Genomic DNA, 20433 nt, shown 5'->3' with positions numbered 1-20433 from the left:
TTACTGCTCACCATTTTTCAATGGCGTCTTACAATCTTCGCTCGCGTTACTTAGTCCCGAAGATCTTATCGCCAGCATCACCCAGACCAGGCAGGATGTAACCGTTCTCGTTAAGGCACTTGTCGATAGAAGCGGTGTAAAGCTCGATATCTGGGTGGGCCTTCTCAAGCGCCGCGATGCCTTCTGGCGCCGCGACTAATACCAACGCCTTGATTGAGGTGCAGCCACGCTCTTTAAGCAGATCGATAGTTGAGATCATAGAGCCGCCGGTTGCCAACATAGGGTCGACCACCAATGCGATACGTTCATGCATATTGCTGGCAAGCTTCTCAAAGTAAGGCACAGGTTCCAGCGTCTCTTCGTCGCGATAGATACCCACAACAGAGATACGTGCACTCGGGACGTGCTCAAGTACGCCATCCATCATGCCAAGACCGGCACGCAGAATAGGCACTACGGTAACCTTCTTACCCTTGATCTGCTCAACTTCTACTGGACCGTTCCATCCTTCGATAGTGACCTTCTCGGTTTCAAAGTCAGCGGTCGCTTCATAGGTCAACAGGCTACCCACTTCAGCCGCTAACTCACGGAAACGCTTAGTACTAATATCTCCTTCACGCATCAAGCCAATCTTATGACGTACCAGAGGATGCTTAACTTCGACCACTTTCATCGTTTTCTCCTGATCTATTCCAGTTTTTCCAGCAAATTGTACCGATTCTAGTAGATTTGTTCACAATCGAAAACATAAAGTTTTACAAACACGGTAAATCGTGACCTAAGTCCGTTTGAATATTCAAAATCATCCCTTTCGAGTGCCTACACAAGCTGATAGAATAGCGCCGCATAAAAATCCAATAACGATGTACCCGAGAGGATCCTCCGTGAGCACTCCTACCCAGCTAAGCTATAAAGATGCAGGTGTTGATATCGACGCAGGCAATGCCCTTGTAGACAATATTAAATCTGCCGTTAAACGTACCCACCGCCCCGAAGTTATGGGCAACCTAGGTGGTTTTGGCGCACTTTGCGAGCTGCCAACTAAGTACAAACATCCAGTTCTTGTGTCTGGCACCGATGGTGTTGGTACCAAGCTTAGACTGGCTATCGATTATCAGAAGCATGACAGCGTCGGCGTCGACCTGGTTGCCATGTGTGTCAACGATCTGATTGTTGCCGGTGCAGAGCCCCTGTTTTTCCTCGACTATTACGCCACTGGCAAGCTAGATGTTGCGACCGCGACCTCTGTGGTTAACGGTATCGCCGAAGGTTGTGCTCAATCAGGTTGCGCTCTAATCGGTGGTGAAACCGCCGAAATGCCTGGCATGTACGAAGGCGAAGACTACGACTTAGCTGGCTTCTGCGTCGGCGTGGTCGAGAAAGAAGATGTGCTGGACGGTTCTAAAGTGGTTGCCGGTGACGCGCTGATCGCCCTGGGCTCAAGCGGTCCACACTCAAACGGTTACTCGCTGATCCGCAAGGTACTGGAAGTGAGCAAGGCCGATCCTCAGCAAGACCTCGAAGGCAAGCCGCTTATCGATCACCTGCTGGAACCGACCAAGATTTATGTTAAGCCGCTGCTTAAGCTGCTTGAGAAGCATGACATCCATGCCATGGCGCATATCACTGGCGGTGGCTTCTGGGAAAACATCCCACGCGTGCTACCTAATGATGCTAAAGCCGTGGTAAAAGGCGACTCATGGCAATGGCCTACCGTTTTCAACTGGTTGATGGAAAACGGTAATATCGCCGAGTTTGAAATGTACCGTACCTTCAACTGTGGTGTTGGCATGATCATCGCCCTACCACAGGATCAGGTCGATGCGGCGCTAACCCTGCTTAAGGCCGAAGGTGAAAACGCTTGGCTCATCGGTGACATTGCCAGCCGCAATGGCGACGAAGAGCAAGTGGAGATTTGCTAATGTCCAACTGCTGTCGCGTTCTCGTCCTGGTCTCTGGTAATGGCAGCAATCTACAAGCCATCATCGACGGTTGTGACGATAACCTGGACGCCGAAGTCGTTGGGGTGATCAGCAATAAGCCCAATGCCTATGGCCTGGTGCGCGCGCATCAGAGTGAGATCGATACCAGCTGCGTGATCCCCCATGAGGGCGAGTCTCGCAGCGACTATGATCTGCGACTCAAGGCGGCCATCGACAAGTACCAGCCAGATCTTATCGTGCTGGCGGGCTTTATGCGTATCCTGAGCGACGATTTCGTCAAGCAGTTCGAGGGACGAATGATCAACATTCATCCTTCGCTGCTGCCGAAATACACAGGCCTGCATACCCATCAGCGGGCGATCGACGCCGGTGACAGCGAGCATGGCGCCAGCGTCCACTTCGTGACCCCAGAGCTGGATGCCGGCCCAGTGATCCTGCAGGCCAAGGTGCCCGTCTATCCCGAGGATGATGCCAGCGTGCTGGCAGAAAGGGTCCATGAGCAGGAACACGCCATCTATCCCCTGGTTGTAAAGTGGTTCAGCCAGCAACGCCTGCGTATGACAGACGGCAAGGCCTACCTTGACGATCAACTGTTAAGCCCCATGGGCTACGCCGCCGACTGACCCGGCCTATTGTCAGCTATCTAAAAAAGAGACCTCAGGGTCTCTTTTTTATTGGCGTAAGCGCATTCTTAAACAGCTTGTATGTTATGCCTTACCTCTTTGGCGACATACCTTGATCCACAGCAGAAACACCCACCCAATTTAACCACTAAGCCCAAAGCATCCCTTTATTGCTGGCCAGACTAAATAAATCACCAAATTCCATTGTTTTTAAAACACAATTGGTTTTAGATGAAGACAGTTGACTTTCTGCTAGCAAGATGAGACCTAAGATGAAAAACGTAATTTGTGATATTGATGGTGTACTGCTACATGACAATAAGTTGATCCCTGGCAGCGATAAGTTTATCCATCGCATTCTCGAGCAGGGAAACCCGCTGGTCATATTGACCAACTACCCGGTACAGACGGGTAAAGATCTCCAAAACCGCCTCGGCGCCGCCGGTATCCAGGTACCGGAGGAGTGTTTCTACACCTCGGCCATGGCCACGGCAGACTTCCTCAAGCATCAGACGGGTGACAAGGCCTTTGTGATCGGCGAAGGCGCCCTCACCCACGAGCTTTACAAGGCCGGCTTTACCATTACCGACATCAACCCAGATTTTGTCATCGTCGGTGAGACCCGCTCCTACAACTGGGACATGATCCACAAGGCCGCCCAGTTTGTCGCCGCCGGCGCCCGCTTCATCGCCACTAACCCGGATACTCACGGCCCGGCCCACAGCCCTGCATGTGGTGCCCTTTGTGCACCTATCGAGCGCATCTCGGGTCGCATGCCCTTCTATGTGGGTAAGCCCAGCTCCTGGATCATCCGCAGCGCCCTGAACCATATCGGCGGCCACTCGGAAAATACCGTGATCATCGGCGATAACATGCGCACCGATATCCTGGCAGGATTCCAGGCGGGTCTGGAGACCATCTTAGTCACCAGCGGCGTCAGCCAGATAAAGGATATCGACAAGGAGCCATTCAGGCCCAACCATGTGTTTGACTGCGCCGGTGATATCGACGTCATCTAGCCTATTTAGCCAAAGAAATCACTAGCCAAGGCGCGCGGTCCAGACCGCGCGTTTTTTATCCTATGCCTGCACAATATTTATCCCTGTCGGCCCAGCTGCCATCAGCCTTTCATCAAACATAAAGCGTAACATTTAATCGCCCCGCCTCCCTTGATAATGCCGGTCATCTTATTCATCATGTGGTCGCGATTAATAAATAACAAAAACAAATAGGAAGTCCCATGCGTTTTGCCCTACCCACCTGTGCTCTGGTGCTCCTCAGCGCCTGCAGCCAGCATGCTCCCCAGCTAAGTAGCGAAGAGCAAGTTCCCGCCTTCAACGAAGCCAGATTCAGGCTGGATATTCAGACCCTCTCCTCAGATAAATTTGAGGGCCGCGCCCCCACGACCCAAGGTGAGGCGCTGACGCTGGATTATCTCAGCAAGGCCTTTGCCGCCGCCGGACTGGTCGGTGCCAACGATGGCAGCTTCCTGCAGCCTGTGCCTATGGTCAGCTATACCGCCAGCGAATCACAAACCGTGACCCTTGGCGATCTGCCGATGCACTATCGTCAGGATATCGTCCTGGGCAGTCGCCACGACAACCAAGGGGTGGAGATTAAAGATGCGCCGCTGGTCTTCGTGGGCTATGGCATCAAGGCGCCGGAATATCATTGGGACGACTATCAAGGCCTGGATATGAAGGGCAAGATCGCCCTGATCCTGGTGAACGACCCCGGCTTTGCCCTGCCCGAGTCGGGCAAGTTTAATGGCAAGGCGATGACCTACTACGGCCGCTGGAGCTATAAGTTTGAGGAGGCTAGCCGCCAGGGTGCGCTCGGCGCCATCATCATCCACGATACCAAGCCCGCCTCCTATCCTTGGTCTGTGGTAGAAAACAGCTGGACAGGGGCTCAGCAAGATCTGGTACTGGATAAGGCCACGCAAGACAGCCGCGTACAGGTCGAAGGCTGGATCACCAAGGAGAAAGCCAGCGAGTTGTTCGACAGCGCTGGCTTGTCGCTGGCGACCTTAAGCGATCGCGCCGCCAGCAGCCCGGTGAATGTCGCACTGCAAAAATCCGCCAGCATCGCCTTCGCCAACAAGGCAGAATATGCCGATAGCTACAACGTGGTCGCCACCCTCCCCGGCCAAGGCGCAAGTGACGAGCAGATCCTCTTTACCGCCCACTGGGACCATATCGGCCTGGACACCAGCAAGCAGGGCGATCAGATCTATAACGGCGCCCTGGACAACGCCTCTGGCACAGCAGGGATCCTGGAGATTGCCCGCCAGTTTGCCACCCAGGCCAAGCAAGGTAAGCCGCTTAAGCGTTCGCTCACCTTCGTCGCCACCACAGGCGAAGAGCAAGGATTGTTAGGTTCGCGCTACTACGCCGCCAACCCTGTCTATCCTTTGGACAAGACAGTGGCCGTCTTCAACCTGGACAGCACCAATATCTATGGCCGTACATCGGATTACACTATCGTAGGCAAAGGTAAGTCACAACTGGAAACCTATCTGGTCGAGGCGGCCAGCGGCCAGCAGCGCACCGCGGTGAGTGAGACACGTCCTGAATCTGGCGGCTTCTTCCGCTCAGACCACTTCAGCTTCGCCAAGTATGGTGTGCCTGCGGTATTTGCCGGTGGCGGCAACAACCCCGTCGATGACGCCACGGCCAAATACAAGGCCGAGATGAAAGCGCAGATGAAGGGCTGTTACCACAATGTCTGCGACGAATATCGCGCCGACTGGGATCTCTCCGGCGCCCTGGAAGACCTTGGAGTCTACTATCAGGCCGCTCAACGCCTGGGTAACAACGGTGACTGGCCCGGCTATTATGCCGGCACCGAATTCCACCAACTGCGCCCGGCAACCACAAAAGAGACCACTACCGCCGAGTAACTAAGGTTTTCGGCAACTCATGAATAAAAGGCTTCCATCGGAAGCCTTTTTGTTTATTTATCCGCCAGTCACGCCACTTTTTACCAACTCGACTAAAATCCAGACTGAGATTAAGAATGCACAAATCCCACCTCAGATATGGGAGCAAAAATAGAGATTCCACAATTAAAACCGCAAACAGCAAAACAAAACTCAAAATCTTTGCTATAAAAACCACAAAAACATCACCTAAAACGCATATTTTATGACGTTTTGATAATTTTCAGACTTGGCAGATGAAGAAAATGCTGTCAAAGTGATTGGCAACTGCGATTTATACCGTTTTCTGGAGCTTTCATTATGTGTTCAATATTTGCGATTCTCGACATCCAAACCGATGCCACGCCGCTACGCCAAGTTGCCCTGGAGATGTCCAAGTTGCTGCGTCATCGCGGCCCCGACTGGTCAGGGATCTACGCCAGCGACAAGGCAATCCTCGCCCATGAGCGTCTGGCCATCGTCGATATCGAACATGGCGCCCAGCCACTGCTTTCAGAAGATGAAAGCCTGATCCTGGCGGTCAACGGTGAGATCTACAACCACAAGGAACTCAAGGCCGAACTGGGTGACAAGTACAGTTACCAGACCAACTCAGACTGCGAGGTGATCCTCGCCCTGTATCAGGAATATGGCACCGAATTTCTGGACAAGCTCAACGGTATCTTCGCCTTCGTGCTCTACGACAAGCGCAGCGACAGCTATTTGATTGGTAGGGATCACATGGGGATCATCCCCCTCTACACAGGCCATGATGCCGAAGGCAACTTCTATGTCGCCTCGGAGATGAAGGCGCTGATGCCCGTCTGTAAGACGGTCGAGACCTTTAAGCCTGGCCACTACCTGACCAAGAGCGGTGAGACCCACTACTACCAGCGCGACTGGCAATCTTTCGAGGCGGTACAGGACAACGCGGCCAGCGTGGAAGAACTGCGCGAGGCACTAGAAGCCGCGGTCAAGCGTCAGCTGATGTCAGATGTGCCCTACGGCGTACTGCTCTCCGGCGGACTGGACTCTTCCGTGGTATCGGCCATCACCCAGACTTTCGCCAAGCGCCGCATCGAAGATGACGGTGCCAGCGATGCCTGGTGGCCACAACTACACTCCTTCGCCGTTGGCCTGACCGGCGCGCCGGATCTGGCGGCGGCGCAGAAGGTGGCCGATGCCATAGGCACCATACACCATGAGATCACCTTCAGCTTCCAGGAAGGCCTAGATGCGCTTAAGGATGTGATCTATCACCTGGAAACCTACGATGTCACCACCATACGTGCGGCAACCCCCATGTATCTGATGGCACGTAAGATCAAGGCGATGGGGATCAAGATGGTATTATCTGGCGAAGGCGCCGACGAGCTGTTTGGCGGCTACCTCTATTTTCACAAGGCGCCAAACGCTCAGGCCTTCCACGAGGAGCTGGTGCGTAAACTAGATAAGCTGCACCTGTTCGACTGCCTGCGCGCCAACAAGGCGATGGCGGCCTGGGGCTTAGAGGCGCGCGTGCCCTTCCTCGACAAGGCCTTTATCGACACGGCGATGCGTATCAACCCTGAGGCCAAGATGTCCAAAGATGGCCGTATCGAGAAGCATATCCTGCGTCAGGCCTTCGAGCACAAGCTGCCGCAAGAGGTGGCATGGCGTCAGAAGGAGCAGTTTAGCGATGGCGTCGGCTACTCCTGGATCGATGGTCTGAAGGAACATGCCGCGGCCCAGGTGGACGATCTGCAACTGGCCAACGCCAAGTTCAGGTTCCCTTACAACACGCCGGAAACCAAGGAAGCCTACTTCTACCGCTGCTTCTTCGAAGAGCACTTCCCGCTGCCATCGGCCGCCGAGACAGTGCCAGGTGGCAAGTCGGTCGCCTGCTCTACCCCCGAGGCGCTGGCCTGGGATGAAAGCCTGCAAGGGATCATCGACCCCTCGGGTCGTGCGGTACAATCGGTGCACGAGAGTGCCTACTAGTCACTGCATTTGAACAAGCATAAAAAAAGAGACCACAGGGTCTCTTTTTTTATGCACTTTTTAACGCTCTGTGAATCAATAATGCTCGAGATGATGCGTGGCAAACTCCTCGACCGCCTGCATGAAGCGCCCCTCTTCATAGGCCTTGCCGATAATCGCCTGCATCTCACCCAGGGGGATCGCCATCTGATGTCGCTTACTCACGCCGAAATAGACCAGGCGCTGCTCCTCGTGGGTATAAGGATGCACCTTAAGCTTGTCGTCGAAATCACTGAAACGGGCCCTCAGGCTAGGCAGTACCACCTCTGAGACGATTAGCAGATCGAAGCGCCCCTTGAGTAGCATGTTGGTTGCCGAGATCACATCATTGGTCTGCACCTTGTTCAGCTTGGCATCGCTGTCGAAACGATCGAAATACTCTGTCTCCCGCGACACGCCGATAGAAAGCGCGCTGAGATCCTCATAGTCATTCACGTTCGCCAGCGTCTGTTGGCTGATGAAGACGAAGCGACCGTCATTGCGATAGGGCAGAAAATAGCTAAAGGCGGCACGCTCAGGCTTGGCGTATATTCCGGCCAACACATCGACGCTACCCTGCTCTAGCATATGCAGGCAACGGGCGAAGTTGGGGCTGGCAATAAAGGTTAACTGGCGCTGTAACAGGCTGGCAAACAGCTCGAGCGCGGCGATATTCTCACCTATGGGTGGCTGCTCAGGCTGTAGGATCTGAAACGGCGGATAGTGGTCGACGCAGACCCGCATTACTCGCTCAATTTCGACCTCGCCGGCGTAGATGGGCTGCGCGGCGAGCAAGCCCGCCGCCAACATCAAGGCCCTAGTAAGCTGCATTCAAGAATGACTCCTGGGACTCCATCTCCCGTTGACCATACTGCTCCTGATAAAACCCCGGCTCATCAGCCGCTTAATCATTTAGCCGTTTAAAATAGTGTTCACGTTCGATATCCAGCACCTCCATGGTGATGCTGGATACAGAAGCGCACAGCGGCGCGATCAGGCGATCGACACACTGCATCAGGTGCAATTTTTGCTCGCTGCTGCGCCCCGGCATGATCTTAAAGCTGATATGAATAAAGCTAGCAGCTTTTGCCTCGCCAACACAGTAATGCTCGGCGCTATAGGCGCGAGACTTGATACTGGCAGGCTCAAACAGCTCGCTCTCGATGGCGCCGCGATGCACCTGCTCAACCAGGTTGTCGATGGCAATCTGCTGCGCCAGCGGCGCGCTATATTCGACGATACAATGAGGCATTCTTACTCAGACCATACCGCAAACTCGTTACCGTTTGGGTCCTTAAAATGAAAACGACGACCGCCAGGAAATGAGAAGATCTCCTGGGTGATCAAGGCGCCCGCATCGGCAACCGAGGTTAAACATACCTCTAGCGCCTTGGCATAGAGTACGATTAACGGCGAACCAGAGGCGATATCGAATCCTTTATCCGACAGAAAAAATCCACCGGCAATACCGGCATTGGTAAAGCAGCTGTACTCGGGACCATAATCTTCAAACTGCCAGCCGAACACCTTGCCAAAGAAGGCCTTGGTCGCGGCAATATCCTTAACCGGGATCTCGATATAGTTAATGGTCTGGTCTTGATTCATTGCATTTCCTTGCAGGGATATTCGTTATTAGGTTTTGGCCCATAAACGTGAGCCAAGTATCACTTTTCAATCTACCCTCGTTCTAAAAGTAAAGCGAGTGTTAAATCTCCCCAGCCGCCGACATAGCCTAGATTTTAGCCAACAAAAAAGGGAGCCTGGCTCCCTTCTGAATCATTGAGGTTATGAAATACAGCTTTTGAAATACAGCTTATTAGCAGTAAGTCTTGAGAGGTTAGTCCAGCAAGGCCGCCAGCAGACCTATGAGGCCGCCGAAGACGCCGCCCCAGACCACCAGCCAACCAAGGTGCTGCTTGATCATCTCCTGCACTATCTCTTTCACCAACTGCGGCGTGAGTTCGGCCAGGCGCTGGTCTACTATGCTCTTCACCTTAGCCCTGAGATCGGCTAACACATCCGGCTGCTCTATCTCATTCTTCAGCAGCTCATAGAAATCATCGCTCTGGGACAGCTCCACCAAGGAGGCCTTCATCTTATTGATAAATGGCTCTTTCAGCGGAGCTATCGCCTCTGTGCCGCCAAACATGGCCAGCATGCCGCCAAATGAAGACTGCTCAACCGTGGTCACCAGGGCATCGAAGGCCGGCGACATATCCACCTTCTCGATAACGGGCTCCAGGTTGATGTGTGCCACGCTGCCACCCTGCTGTGACAGGAACTTATCGATATTTTCGTTGGTGAAAAACTGCTCCATCATGAGATGGGCGATCCCCGCCTTAAACTCCTCGAAGCGGGCCGGCACCACGCCGCTGCCGTAGAGGCCGGGCACCTTCTCGAATAACATGTGGATCGCCAGCCAGTTGGTTACCGCCCCCGACAGGGCAAACAGGCCGATGCTAAACAGGATAGCGTGCTGAAAAAGATAGCCACAGACCACCAACGCGGCGGCCAGTAAATTAGTGATAAGACTCTTATTCACCGATTTATCTCCAAGGATAAGACAAAAAACCGCGCCATCTTACCACAAGCAAAATCCCTGAAGACAGCCTATCAGTTTTGGTTAACCGCCTGCTCGGCAAACAGGGCACGAGTGTCGCATTCATCGACAAAGATAAAGCCATCGCCGCCGAGATGCTCGCGACGCACCGCCATCACATTGGTCTCATCTGCCAGTTCCCTGGCCTTCTCAACCAGACGGGTGGCTATGCCTTGATGGCGGAAAGCCTCTTCGACGTAAAGATCGTCAAAGTACCAAACGGGTTTAAGTAGACGCGAGGAGAAAGAAGGATAAAGCTGAATGAAACCGACAATCGCCTGGTCCAGCTGAGCAATGAAGATCACCGAATCGTTCTCATGCAGGCGGGCCTGCAGAAAGTCACCACTGTCGACCAGTGCGGAGGTTTGTCCAAGGCTCTGACGGTAACGGTCAAACAAAGGCGCCAGCAGGGTCAAGTCATCTTCAATTGCAATTCGTATCAGCATATTCCGTCCTTGAAATCTGTATTGCCCTGGGAATGAGGGGCGACAAATACAGTTACATCCTTATGATTTAGTTGATGTTATCACATTAAGATTAAAATAACAGTCCATTGTGAATACTACATAAGTCTAGGCTAGCCCCTTGGACGTTTACGCAGATCTTTATACTCGAACGACAGGCTGTGGATCCGCTCGATGGGGAAACCGTTAAGAAAGGCGATCTCCCGGCTCTCGTTAACCAGGCCAGGTTCGCCACAGAGAAACAGGTGCTGCTGACGGTCAAATTGATGACACTTAAGCGCCTCGCTAAACGGGTTGGCGTGGATCACCCGCCGCCCCTTGCTCTCACTCTGCCCCGTGATACAGGCCTGATAATGAAACTGGCGATGCTCCAGCATCATCTTAAGTAATTTAGGGTGCAGATAGAGGTCGTTATCGTCCCGCGCGCCAACATAAAGGAAGATCTCCCCCTGATGGCCCTGGGCCAGCGCTTGCATCAACATGCCGTGGGCCACTCCCAGACCGCTGCCGAAGGCGACGATGATCAGCTTGGCATCGCGATAGGCGGTGCGATAATAGCGACTGCCCAGCGGCCCCTGCACCAGCAGGCTCTCGCCTATCCCCGCGTGGTGATACAGCCAGTCACTGAACTGACCGTTGTATTTGCGCCGCACATGCAGCTCTAAAAAGGGCTCCCCCGGCAGGCTGGTGGGCGAATAGCTGCGGGTCAAGCCATCGAAGCGCCGTAAATTAATATACTGCCCCGGATGGTGCGCCAGAGGTTCATCAAGAACCAAGCGAACGCGCACCACGGCCTCATTGATAAACTGCTTCTCCTGGATCTTGGCGCCGATGAAGAGGTCCTGAGGCAAGATAGACTTGAGGCGCAAGGCTGGAGTGGGCTTACACTGACAGGAGCAGAGATAGTGACGCTGCTTCAGCCCCAGGGTCAGGCCGCGCTGGGCGCCAATCGCCATCTCGCCATCGACATGTTGTAGCAGACAGGTTTTGCACACCCCCTTCTTACAGGAGTAATTGACCCGCTGACCATGGCGTATCAGGGTGTCCAATACCGACTCACCGGCCTTGGCCTCAAATGCCTGACCGTCGAGGTAAAATGTTGTCATATATGTCGATTTATCTCGTAAAAATTTAAATAAATTTAATCTTTAGCCGTTCATTATCGATAATAAACCTACTAAAATTATAGCGACTGGTTCACAAACGTGCGGATTGGACTCGCCGTCCCCCCTTCCTTGAATCTTTTCAGTTCGTCTACAACGTCATTAAGGTCATTATGTCTTCCGTCCCATCATTTTTCGCTAAACTCGGACAAAAATACAAACAGCTGCCCAAATATCAAAGATATATTGGTATCTCAATTACCTTGTATTTAACATGGAGCCTGTTACTGGGTCTACTGCTTCCTTATCTGCTGACCCAGCAAATCCCTAAGCAGCTGTCGAACCAGATCCAAAGACCCGTCTCCCTCACCCAGGTGAAGATCAACCCCTTCACGCTTGAGGTCGAGCTCACCGACTTTGCCATCAAGGAAAAAAACGACCAGCCCTTTGTCGGCTTTAAACGCCTCGGCCTGAATATCCAATTTTGGGACTCCCTGCTTCAGCAAGGGCTGAGCCTCACGGATATCACACTGGAAAATCCCCACGCCGAGGTAAAACGCTTAGAAAGCGACGAGGCGCTAAGGTTTAACTTCTCCGACATCCTGGAGACCCTGGCGAAAAACAGCAAGGCGCAACCAGAGCCGGAACCTGAGCCAGAGGGCGGTAAGACTATTCCCCACTTTATCCTCAAGAATCTCGCGATCGTCGATGCCAATCTGCATCTGCTCGATGAGATCACTCAAGGGGAAGTCAGCTATCCCAAGGTTAACCTCAAGGTCGCCAGCTTCGACTCCCATAACCCCATAGTTGCCACTAAGATGAGCGGCGACGCCGCAAAGCCGAAGCCTCTTGAGGGCCAGAGCCTTGATGCCAAAAATGACGCGGCGCAGAAGGCCAACCGCTACCACATGGAGTTTCATAGCGATCGCGGCGGCAAAATCGCCCTCAAGGGCCAGGTACAGCTCACCCCCTTCGAGCTTGTCGGCGATGTCCGCCTGAGCCATATCGATCTGCCGCAGCTGTGGACCTTTGTCGATAAGGCCTTCCATGTGTCACTGGACAAGGGCTATGTGGATTTCGCCACCGAGTACCGCGTCGCCATGGATGACGACCAGCTTGAGGCCAGCACCAGCGCCGGCGAGCTGAGTTTCAGTGACCTACTGATCACCCATGAGCAGCGAGAGCTTATCTCCCTGGGACGTTTTGCCCTCTCGGGCATCGCAGCGGATCTTGGCCAGCAGCAAGTCGATGTGGCCGCCCTGACCTCGAGCGACCTCTTGGTTAACGCACGCCTAGATGATAAAGGGATCGATCTCGTCGCCCTGCTGGCACCAATAGGTAATGGTGATAAGGCAAAATCAACTGAGACGCCTAAAGCGACAGACAATAGTACGGCAAGCGAGCAGGCTGAAGATACTCAAGATGCCAATGTACATGACGGTAATGTTCAAGATGCCACTGTACAAGTCGCCGAAGCCGATACCCAGGAGGCTAGTACAGACAAGAAGACAGACAGTCAGGCACCAAGCTGGCACGCTAAGCTTGAGAAGATAAGCCTGAGCAACTATCAGCTAAACCTTACCGAGCAGCTGTTTAAAGAGGAGAACCTCTGGCAGATAGGCCAGCTGCAACTCACCACTGGCGCGGTAGATGAGAGCCTGAGTCAACCCATCGACTATCAACTGGCATTAGCCATCAACCAAAGTGCCCAGGTGCAGAGTCAGGGGCAGATCGACGCCCTGGCCAAGCAGGTCAGCGCCGAGCTCTCACTCGAGGGGCTGGGCCTTAACTGGTTCCAGAACTACATTGCGCCTATTGTGAACATCAAGATTGACGATGGCCGCCTGGCGACATCGGGACAACTGCTTGCCGACGCCAACGGAAAACTAAATTATCAGGGCACACTTCAAGTTGACGATCTTCAGGTCAAAGACCTTAAGGCCAACAAGACACTGGTGAAGTGGCAGCAGCTGGATCTCAACCAGCTCGACTTCGATAAAGAGGCCAATAAACTGGCAATCGATCAAGTCACGTTAAACAAGCCATACGGACGCATTCTGATCAACGAAGATCGCACCACTAATTTCCAAGATCTACTTGTCGTGGCGACGGATGATGCTACGGCGGATGATGCGGCGGCCGATGCCGACCAATCCGGCGCAGCTAAGCCTGCCACCCGGAAAAATGACAAACAGGAAAATGACAAACAGGAAAAACAAGCTGCCAAGAAAAAGGTCACAGCGCAAACCGCCGATGCGGCCAAGCCGATGGCCCTTAGCATCAACAAGATAGTGTTTAAAGATGGCTCGACCTTCTTTGCCGATAACTCTCTCACCCCTAACTTTGCCGCCAGCATAGAGCAGCTCGAAGGCAATATCGCCAACCTCTCCTCAAGTAGCGAGAAGGCCGCCAAGGTCGATATCAAGGGCAAGATAGACAGATACGCCCCGGTCGTCCTCAAGGGTGAGATCAACCCCCTGCTAGAGCAGCCTTACCTGGATCTCGACCTTAGCTTCAAGCATGTGGAGCTGACCTCGGTTAACCCTTATTCGGGCACCTATGCAGGTTACTACATAGACAAAGGCTTGATGTCGCTGGATCTTAAATATCAACTGAAGAACAATCAGTTGGTGGGCGACAACCATCTGGTGGTCGATCAGCTGCAGCTGGGTAAGAAGAGTAACTCCAGCCTGGCAACCTCTCTGCCTGTCACCCTGGCCATCGCCCTGTTACAAGACAGACACGGGGTGATCGACTTAGGCCTGCAGGTCTCTGGCGATCTCAACGAGCCAAGCTTTAGCTTCGGCAGCATTATCGCCACCGCCTTCACCAATGTGATCACTAAGGCGGTGACCGCGCCCTTCAGCCTGTTAGCCGGCCTCTTGGGCTCAGACGATGAGCTGGATAAGGTGGCCTTTACCCCAGGTCTGGCGACGCTGCCAGAGGAAAGCCAGTCGCTGCTGAGCAAGCTTTCCAAGGGCTTGGCCGACAGGCCTAAACTCACCGTCAGCGCCAAGGGCGCGGTGGATCCGGTGAGCGACAGCCAGGCCCTGATGACGGCCAAGCTACACCAGGCGCTGATTGCCCAGGCGCAGCTTGACGATGCCAAGTTCACCGAGGCGCAGATGCCGGCTGAACTCACCGCCAGCACCTTCCCGACCACAGGGGTACTCTCCGATGCGCTTAGGTCCCTCTATGAGAAGACGCTGCAAAAAGATCCCGACGAGGTGCTCAAGGAGATCAAACAGCAGCAGGCCCAGCAGGACAATAGTGCCGGGAATAAGAGTGCCGAGAAGCTGAGCGACGAGGAGCTGCAGACCCGCTGGCATATAGCCCTGTACAACTATCTGGTCTCGGCCCAGCAGCTCGACGATAACGCCCTGGGTCAGCTGGCTCAGAGCCGGGCCCTGGCCGTGAAGCAATACCTGATTGAAGAGGCCAAGATTGAACCTGGCCGGGTATTCGTGCTCGACAGTCAGGCCGCTCTCGACACTAGCGCCTCACAGGCCCTGCTGACCCTAAGCGCCGAATAACAGAGGCGTTAACCTCATCAGGCGGCCAGGCTCCAGTTTATGGACAGCTTGGCCGTTTTTTATTTGCCGCTACAGGCCATAGTGTCTTCACAACATACTTGGCGCCAAACAGGGCGAAATGCAGCTCACCAGCGCTCAGTTTGCACCGAGGCTTTGATCTCCATCACGCTTGCGTTAGAATCCGCCCCATCAAAATTATCTAGGAGTCGTTAATGTTTATTGTTCGCTGGGTATTAGGCCGCATTATCCTGTTTCTGAATTTTGTTTTTACCCCTAAGAAGCGTCAGCGTCCGCTGGCCGAGCAGGCAAAGGTCGACGAGCAGACACAAGGGCTCCAGCTTTATCAATACGCCGCCTGCCCCTTCTGCGTTAAGGTACGCCGCGCCATTCGTCGCCAAGGGCTAAATATCGTCACTGTCGACGCCAAACAAGCCGAGCATCAACAGATGCTGGTAGAACAGGGTGGACTGGCCAAGGTGCCTTGCCTGCGTATTGACGAGGCGGGAGAGACTCAGTGGATGTATGAATCCTCAGATATCATAGATTATCTCAACAAGCGTTTCGCCTAAGGTTTAACCTAGGCTTTCACCTTAGCTATCGCTTAAGCTCAATGGGCACCCTAGGGTGCCCTTTTTATTGTCTGGCTCAAGTCGTTAGAGATGGGGCATCATCCCCTTGAGCACTATGTCATGATAAGTCACCACACCTAAGATCTTGCCCGCCTCAATCACCGGCGCCTTGTTGATGCCGAAGCGCTCGAACAGCCTGGCGGTATAGCGAATGTCCATGTCGGCATGCACAGACAGCACGGGCTTTATCATGATCTCATAGACATTGACCCGCTCTGGCGACTTGTCTTTCGCCAGCACCTTTCGGGCGATATCGCTCATCAGCACCATGCCATATTCGTCGTGTTCATGACGCTTGTTCACCAGCAACATGCTGACATCGTTACCCACAGCCAACTTGATCGCCTCGGCCACGGTATGCAGACCATCGACCATCACATAGCTGTCTTTCATGACGTCGCTGTTCTTAATTAGCCTGCTTGGTTTCATAGTTGATCCTCAATCTCTTTGCTGAGTTTTTCCACCTGATGGGCGACGCCCACGGCGTCCTCCACATCTATCTGTATGGCAATCCCCTGCCCCGGGTTAGTGTCGAACTCCCCTACCCGGCAAATGGTTTCCAGAATGCTGCGACTCATGTGCTCCTCCACCAACCAGAGGATCACGTCGCGCTGTATATCCAGGCCCAGGCCCATGAAGGTCTTCTTCTTCTCCAGCCCCTCGCCGCGGGCATGATTGATGACTGTCGCTCCCGTGGCGCCCGCCTCTCTCGCCGCATCGAGCACGGTATCGGTACAGGTTTCATCGACGAAGGCGACGATAAGTTTAAAGCGCATGGTCTCGCTCCTTAGCGGATTTTCGCTGACTTAAGAATTCGACTAACTGGGCATAGCCCATAACTGTGATCATAGGAAACAGGCTGGCAAAGGCAATCAAACCAAAGCCATCGATAAGCGGGTCGCGCCCCGCCACATTGGTCGCCAGCCCCAAGCCCAGCGCCGCCACCAGCGGCACGGTAACGGTCGAGGTGGTCACCCCGCCCGAGTCATAGGCCAGTGGCACTATCATCTTAGGAGCATAATAGGTCTGGATCACCACCAGCACATAGCCAGCCATGATGTAGTAATGAATGGGGTCACCCACCACGATACGAAAACAGCCCAGGGCTATCCCCATGGCGACCCCGATCGCCACAGAGATCCTCAGCCCCTGAATGCCGATGGCGCCGCCCGATACTTCGTTGGCCTTGATCGCCACGGCAATCAATGAAGGCTCGGCGATCGTGGTGCTAAAACCAATAGCCGCGGCAAACAGGTAGACCCAAAGATAATCTTGCCAGATAAAGGGCGTATCGCCGCCTTCTGGATGAAGGAAATCGGGCGAGGTCAGCTGACTGGCCATGCTCTGGCCGATGGGAAACAGCGCCAGCTCCAGCCCCACCAGGAACAGGCTAAGGCCGATGATCACATAGACAAACCCCAACAGCACCCGGCGCCAATTGGCTATGGCACGCTTAAGTACCCCGAGCTGAAAGCCAAACAAGATAGCGGCGATGGGCACCACATCCCGGGCGGTCAATAAGAGGGTGTCTAGCATCTCACTCAGGTAAGTCATCACAATACCCACATGCCGTAGAGTAATACGAAGATCATCGGGGTTAGGCTGGCAAAGGCGATCAAGCCAAAGCCATCCAACATAGGATTACGCCCCTTGATCACGCTGGCCAAGCCTACCCCCAAGGCGGTCACCAGCGGCACGGTAATGGTGGAGGTGGTCACGCCGCCAGAGTCATAGGCGATCCCTATGATATTCTCAGGCGCAAAGGCCGTCAGCACCATGACGCAGAGATAACCGCCGATGATCAGATAATGAATGGGCCAGCCCTTGAGGATACGGATCACCCCGAGCAGAATCGCCAGCCCCACCGAGATGGCCACCGTCAGCCTGAGCCCCATGGCATAGCTATCCATGGCATCCTGACTTGCTGCAATGGCCCCGGAGTTCGCCGCGACCTCGGCCGCCTCGTTGGCCACCGCCGTCAGCGCGGGCTCCGCCAAAGTAGTGCCAAAGCCCAGGGAGAAGGAGAAGACAACCAACCAGAAGACGCTGCCCTTACGCGCCAGCGCCTGGGCTAGAGATTCACCTATGGGAAACAGGCCCATCTCGAGCCCAAAGACAAAGAAGGTCAAACCAAAGACGATAAACACCAGCCCGAGCAGGATCTCGGCCAGATTAGCCGGGGCCTGATGCAACACGAAGATCTCGAAGAAGGCAACCACACAGATGATGGGTACCAGATCCCGAAAACTGCCGAGTAATGAACGAAACAGGCTTAACAAGGCCGACATGCAGACTCCTTAGCACTGGGGAGCTCCTAACACATTTCCCCTTACCTTGAGTGTGCCAAGGCGCTAACAAATAACAACAATTTTCTCACATCCAGCCCCATTTACGTGAGCCAGTTCAAGTTACTCGGCCAATGCAAGTTACTCAGCCCAAGTTACTAAGCCAGAGTCAATTTAGGTAAAGTCAGGTCACCTGGGGTGACCTCCCCCGGCGATTGGGTTATGCTGACCCTGCAACGAATGTTAACCTCGACGAAAAATAAAGATAACAACAAGATGCCGATACCTTCCCCACTGCTTACCACCACACTGCTGCTCATAGTAATCCTTGGCCTTGGCGGCTGCGCCAGCAAACGCGACGTCGATGATTTTAAGGTGCGCGTTGAAGATACCTTCCATACCTCGATCAAGGGCAACGGCATCAAGCTGTTTACCTACAGGGTGAAGTACGCCGATCTACCGACGCTTGAGCAGCCCCACATGCAGCGGGTACGCCAGATAGAGAAGATGAAACGCTCGGGCAGCAAGAAACGCTCTGTCTATGAGCCAGATCTGACCCGCTGGACACAGCAGATAGAGTTAGGCCTTGAGAAGACCATCGCCATGACAGGCTATTGCCGCGAAGGATATCTGGAGCTGAGCCGTATCATAGAGGAAGGACGCGGTGAGATCCGCGGCGAGTGTAACGACGGCGCCACCGACGCCGACATCAGCAAGTTTGCCAACAAATAAGCGCCGAGTCACATCTCAGCGCTGAAAGCGTCCATGAGCTAAGAAATACGCCGTCTGGGCGATGACGCTAGGGTTATTCATCATGAAGGGATGGGTGACCGCCAGGCTGATATGATCCCGCATCCCCTCCAGGTGGGTGCGGGCCACAGAGACCTTACCATCGTTAGGCCATGGCAATAGGGTCGAGAGCAGCAAATTCACGCTGCGACTGCCGGCAATCACTCCCACCTCAAAGTGCGCCTTGCCCAGGCGATTAGGCACGCTCTCTTCCTCCGTGCCCAGCTGCAGACCCGCCGGGCCGTTTATCCACTTAAACCCGGGAAAATCTTTGAGGCTATCCACCACCTCGCTGCCGCGATTGGGCGGCCCAAGCATGACCACACGCCCAAGTGCAGGCAAAGTATGTTGGCTCAGATATTGGCGCACCAGTATGCCGCCCATGGAATGGGTCACGAAGTGCACTCTCTCACCCCGGCACTGTGACAGCGCCTTGTCGATATGCTCGCCGGCTAAAGTCTCGATATCGAACTGAGTCGAAGGGTACCCCAGATTCACGCACTGATAGCCCTTAGCCGACAGGGCATGTTCCATCTTCTCCATCGAGCCTCGAGTGCGTGCCAAACCATGGAGTAAGATCACTGACTCATTGCGGGGTTTCATCGCTGGCTGGCTCCTTGTCATTCCGACTTGTCCTTGTCATTCCGACTTATCCTTGTCATTCCGACTTATCCTTGTTATTCCGATTTTTCCTTATTCATCCTGGGTCAAACAAGCTAGAGCAGACGATACTCGATAAGATAGAGGGTATCAATCTCGCCATATATCTCGGTGATCACCGCCTTTAACTGCTCAAGCGTCATATTCTCCTGCACGGCGTGCCGGGAGTTTAATGCCTCGAAGGCAAGCTCTTCGACCCGCACCACCTGAATATCGCAAAAGTGTCGCCCGGTTTCAAAGGTGGATACCGACAAGCGGTCACCGACGCGAAAGTGCGACTCGCTCTCATCCCTGAGGGTGATGGTTTTCGCTCCGCTGAGGATATCGGCTTCGAATCGCTCGAAGAAGGTGATCTTGCCATCATAGGTTAACGGGGTCATATTTCCTCTATCTGCTATTTTTGCCTATAGCCGCTTGGCACAGATTAGGTTAAAATCCGCCCCCGGTTTAAGCTAACTAGGTTTAAGCCCTTATTTTATCTGAATCAAAGACCCTGGTGGAAGTATGAACAAGAAACAAAAGATGCTGAAGAAGACGGCAAAGCGCGCCAAGGCCCGTCACAACAAACATACGCCGCCGACCGTAAAGAAATATATCTCTAAGGGCGATCGCGCCAAGATGCTGGCTCAGGAGCAGGCCGAGATGGCTGCCAAGGCTAATGCCGCCGAGAAGGCCGCTAAGGTCGAGGGCGAGCAGGAAGTCGCTGTTGAGACTGTTGAAACAGCTGAGCAGAAAGAAGCTTCACAAGCCGCAGAGTCAAAAGCTTCTGAATAACAGGCCTCTAAGTAATCCCCCGCTGAGCAATAAGGCTCAAGGCTATTAAATAGAAAGAGCTAGGACTAGTGCTCAGTCCTTCCCCCAAGCGGCGCCATCACGGGCGCCGTTTT

The 20433-nt window shown here is 53.9% G+C and carries 22 protein-coding genes; 9 read left to right on the top strand and 13 right to left on the bottom strand.

The window, feature by feature from the left end:
* Positions 1-46: 46 nt before the first annotated feature.
* Complete coding sequence (gene upp, locus SHEW_RS07835) at positions 47-673, bottom strand: uracil phosphoribosyltransferase (protein WP_011865313.1); 627 nt, start codon at positions 671-673, stop codon at positions 47-49.
* Positions 674-884: 211 nt separating this feature from the next.
* On the opposite strand from upp, the gene purM reads away from it, so the two are divergent.
* The 5 genes from purM (at position 885) to asnB (ending at position 7466) form a co-directional block, all read left to right on the top strand.
* Positions 885-1922 (top strand): phosphoribosylformylglycinamidine cyclo-ligase, encoded by a 1038-nt coding sequence (gene purM / locus SHEW_RS07830; RefSeq protein ID WP_011865312.1) that lies wholly within the window; start codon positions 885-887, stop codon positions 1920-1922.
* A complete protein-coding gene (gene purN, locus SHEW_RS07825) occupies positions 1922-2566 on the top strand; it encodes a phosphoribosylglycinamide formyltransferase (RefSeq protein WP_011865311.1) in 645 nt (214 codons plus the stop codon). Before purM ends, purN begins: the two co-directional genes overlap by 1 nt.
* A gap of 272 nt (positions 2567-2838) precedes the next feature.
* Positions 2839-3585, top strand: coding sequence for an HAD-IIA family hydrolase (locus SHEW_RS07820; RefSeq protein WP_041406575.1), 747 nt, complete (start codon positions 2839-2841; stop codon positions 3583-3585).
* 221 nt (positions 3586-3806) lie between these two features.
* Positions 3807-5468 (top strand): M28 family metallopeptidase, encoded by a 1662-nt coding sequence (locus SHEW_RS07815; protein ID WP_011865309.1) that lies wholly within the window; start codon positions 3807-3809, stop codon positions 5466-5468.
* Positions 5469-5807: 339 nt separating this feature from the next.
* On the top strand, positions 5808-7466 hold the full coding sequence (gene asnB, locus SHEW_RS07810; protein ID WP_011865308.1) for an asparagine synthase B: 1659 nt from the start codon (positions 5808-5810) through the stop codon (positions 7464-7466).
* A 75-nt stretch (positions 7467-7541) separates the two neighbouring features.
* On the opposite strand, the gene SHEW_RS20095 is transcribed toward asnB, so the two are convergent.
* From SHEW_RS20095 to SHEW_RS07780, 6 genes are all read right to left on the bottom strand, one after another.
* Positions 7542-8315 (bottom strand): substrate-binding periplasmic protein, encoded by a 774-nt coding sequence (locus SHEW_RS20095; RefSeq protein ID WP_011865307.1) that lies wholly within the window; start codon positions 8313-8315, stop codon positions 7542-7544.
* Between the two features lie 73 nt (positions 8316-8388).
* Entirely contained in the window at positions 8389-8736 is a 348-nt protein-coding gene (locus tag SHEW_RS07800) for a 5-carboxymethyl-2-hydroxymuconate Delta-isomerase (protein WP_011865306.1), read from the bottom strand.
* Positions 8737-8738: 2 nt separating this feature from the next.
* Positions 8739-9089 (bottom strand): VOC family protein, encoded by a 351-nt coding sequence (locus tag SHEW_RS07795; protein ID WP_011865305.1) that lies wholly within the window; start codon positions 9087-9089, stop codon positions 8739-8741.
* Positions 9090-9321: 232 nt separating this feature from the next.
* Positions 9322-10026 (bottom strand): DUF445 domain-containing protein, encoded by a 705-nt coding sequence (locus SHEW_RS07790; RefSeq protein WP_011865304.1) that lies wholly within the window; start codon positions 10024-10026, stop codon positions 9322-9324.
* Positions 10027-10097: 71 nt separating this feature from the next.
* The gene (locus SHEW_RS07785) at positions 10098-10529 is read right to left on the bottom strand and encodes a GNAT family N-acetyltransferase (RefSeq protein WP_011865303.1); all 432 of its coding nucleotides are present in this window, start codon (positions 10527-10529) and stop codon (positions 10098-10100) included.
* A gap of 131 nt (positions 10530-10660) precedes the next feature.
* Positions 10661-11653, bottom strand: coding sequence for a 2Fe-2S iron-sulfur cluster-binding protein (locus SHEW_RS07780; RefSeq protein WP_011865302.1), 993 nt, complete (start codon positions 11651-11653; stop codon positions 10661-10663).
* Between the two features lie 170 nt (positions 11654-11823).
* Here SHEW_RS07780 and SHEW_RS07775 point away from each other — a divergent pair, with 170 nt between their 5' ends.
* Entirely contained in the window at positions 11824-15183 is a 3360-nt protein-coding gene (locus tag SHEW_RS07775) for a DUF748 domain-containing protein (protein WP_011865301.1), read from the top strand.
* 212 nt (positions 15184-15395) lie between these two features.
* Positions 15396-15752, top strand: a complete 357-nt coding sequence (locus SHEW_RS07770; protein WP_011865300.1) for a glutathione S-transferase N-terminal domain-containing protein — start codon at positions 15396-15398, stop codon at positions 15750-15752.
* 84 nt (positions 15753-15836) lie between these two features.
* Here the strand turns inward: SHEW_RS07770 and SHEW_RS07765 are convergent, their stop codons facing one another.
* Genes SHEW_RS07765 through SHEW_RS07750 form a run of 4 tightly spaced genes read right to left on the bottom strand, consistent with a single transcriptional unit; the run spans position 15837 to position 18100 of the window.
* A complete protein-coding gene (locus tag SHEW_RS07765; protein WP_011865299.1) occupies positions 15837-16241 on the bottom strand; it encodes a CBS domain-containing protein in 405 nt (134 codons plus the stop codon).
* On the bottom strand, positions 16238-16588 hold the full coding sequence (locus SHEW_RS07760; protein WP_011865298.1) for a P-II family nitrogen regulator: 351 nt from the start codon (positions 16586-16588) through the stop codon (positions 16238-16240). The genes SHEW_RS07765 and SHEW_RS07760 overlap by 4 nt, the downstream gene beginning before the upstream one ends.
* Positions 16578-17366 carry a DUF1538 domain-containing protein gene (locus SHEW_RS07755; RefSeq protein ID WP_011865297.1) on the bottom strand — a complete coding sequence of 263 codons (789 nt, stop codon included), beginning with the start codon at positions 17364-17366 and terminating at the stop codon, positions 16578-16580. Before SHEW_RS07755 ends, SHEW_RS07760 begins: the two co-directional genes overlap by 11 nt.
* A complete protein-coding gene (locus SHEW_RS07750) occupies positions 17366-18100 on the bottom strand; it encodes a DUF1538 domain-containing protein (RefSeq protein ID WP_011865296.1) in 735 nt (244 codons plus the stop codon). Before SHEW_RS07750 ends, SHEW_RS07755 begins: the two co-directional genes overlap by 1 nt.
* A gap of 273 nt (positions 18101-18373) precedes the next feature.
* Between SHEW_RS07750 and SHEW_RS07745 the strand changes: the two genes are divergently transcribed.
* Positions 18374-18829 carry a hypothetical protein gene (locus SHEW_RS07745; protein ID WP_041407076.1) on the top strand — a complete coding sequence of 152 codons (456 nt, stop codon included), beginning with the start codon at positions 18374-18376 and terminating at the stop codon, positions 18827-18829.
* 15 nt (positions 18830-18844) lie between these two features.
* Here SHEW_RS07745 and SHEW_RS07740 read toward each other — a convergent pair whose 3' ends face one another.
* The gene (locus tag SHEW_RS07740; RefSeq protein ID WP_150099953.1) at positions 18845-19489 is read right to left on the bottom strand and encodes an esterase/lipase family protein; all 645 of its coding nucleotides are present in this window, start codon (positions 19487-19489) and stop codon (positions 18845-18847) included.
* A 113-nt stretch (positions 19490-19602) separates the two neighbouring features.
* Positions 19603-19926: a N(4)-acetylcytidine aminohydrolase gene (gene yqfB / locus SHEW_RS07735; protein WP_011865293.1), complete on the bottom strand. Its 324-nt coding sequence runs from the start codon at positions 19924-19926 to the stop codon at positions 19603-19605.
* Positions 19927-20050: 124 nt separating this feature from the next.
* Here yqfB and SHEW_RS07730 point away from each other — a divergent pair, with 124 nt between their 5' ends.
* Entirely contained in the window at positions 20051-20320 is a 270-nt protein-coding gene (locus SHEW_RS07730; protein ID WP_011865292.1) for a DUF2986 domain-containing protein, read from the top strand.
* The last annotated feature ends 113 nt before the right edge of the window (positions 20321-20433 follow it).

This window comes from Shewanella loihica PV-4, assembly GCF_000016065.1.
In the GTDB taxonomy this organism is placed as follows: domain Bacteria; phylum Pseudomonadota; class Gammaproteobacteria; order Enterobacterales; family Shewanellaceae; genus Shewanella; species Shewanella loihica.
Note: the sequence above shows the minus strand (reverse complement) of the source record. Positions and strands in the feature narration are given on the sequence as shown.